General features: G+C 67.7%; 1 protein-coding gene. It reads right to left on the minus strand.

Annotated elements, in window-relative coordinates; translation table 11 throughout:
- A partial coding sequence (locus tag ACIQCN_RS15260; protein ID WP_400611740.1) for an MBL fold metallo-hydrolase occupies nt 1-1,260 on the minus strand: 1,260 nt, incomplete at both ends.

Genomic DNA, 1,260 nt, shown 5'->3' on the forward strand with positions numbered 1-1,260 from the left:
CTGGCAGTACGTCACGATGGTCCCTTCGCCCGGGAGCTTGTCCAGGTGCCACATGATGCGGCCGGCGCCTAGCTGGGCAGAGCCGGGGATATGCCCGACGGCGTGCTCGGACCGGTTCCGGACATCCAGCAGCAGCGCGGCGTCGAAGCTGTCCAGTTCCTCGGGCTGGACCAGCCGCGGCGTGCTCATCGGCAGGCCCTCGAGCCCGGTGACGTAGCCGGCCACGTTGTCGATGCCCACGCGGACCAGGTGGTCCCGCATCTGCTGCGCCGCCTCCTGGTCCGGCGCCAACAGCACCAGCGGGTTCCTGTCCTTCTCCGGATCCACAACCCAGGCGCCGTAGCTCGCCATCCTGCCGGCAGGGATGTTCAGGGACCGGGGCACCGTGCCCTGGTGTACTTTGCGGTTGGGGCGGGTGTCCACAAAGGTGACCGTGTCCTGTTCCAGGCCGTTCACGACGGCGGCCGCGTCCAGTTCCTGCAGGGGCGCCCGCTCACCCATGACTGCGGGGCCTTCACGGTTTTCGCGCTTCATCCGCGCGAAGTAGGCGTGGGCGTCCGGCTGGCCGTCGAGGAGTTCGTTGATGAAGCCCTGCTCGTCGTTGGCCGCCAGGTAGGGGCCCCACCAGGCGTAAAGCCGCTCGTAGCCCACCGTTGAGGAGGGGATGGCACCAAGTGCCTTGCCGCAGGCGCTGCCAGCCCCGTGGGCCGGGTGGACCTGGACGTAGTCCGGCAGGGTCAGGAACTTGTCCCGCAGGCTGGCGAACAGCTGTTTGGCGCCCTCGAACCGGGTATCAACGCCGCCGGCTGCCTCGTCCAGGAGGTCCGGTCGTCCCAGGTCACCGGAGAACACGAAGTCACCGGAGAGCAGGTAGCCGGGCTGGTCGCTGAACGCGCCGTCAGTGACCAGGAAGGACAGGTGCTCGGGAGTGTGGCCGGGGGTGTGGACGGCTTTGATGCTGATGTTGCCGATGGTGATCGTGTCGCCGTCGTAGAGGCGTTCGCCGTCGAATTCGTACTGCCAGTCGGGACCGCCCTCGCCGGAGACGTAGATCTTCGCGCCCGTGGCTGCAGCGAGTTCGCGGGTGCCGGAGAGGTAGTCGGCGTGGATGTGGGTCTCGGTGACGGCCACGATCTCCATGCCGTTCTTCGCGGCAAGCTCCTGGTAGACCGCGATGTCGCGGCGGCCGTCGACAACAACGGCAGTGCCGTTGGCCTGGCAGCCGATGAAGTAGCTGGCCTGGGCGAGGTCTTCGTCGTA

Origin of the sequence: Pseudarthrobacter sp. NPDC092424, from assembly GCF_044754925.1 — a bacterium.
Classification (GTDB): Bacteria; Actinomycetota; Actinomycetes; order Actinomycetales; family Micrococcaceae; genus Arthrobacter.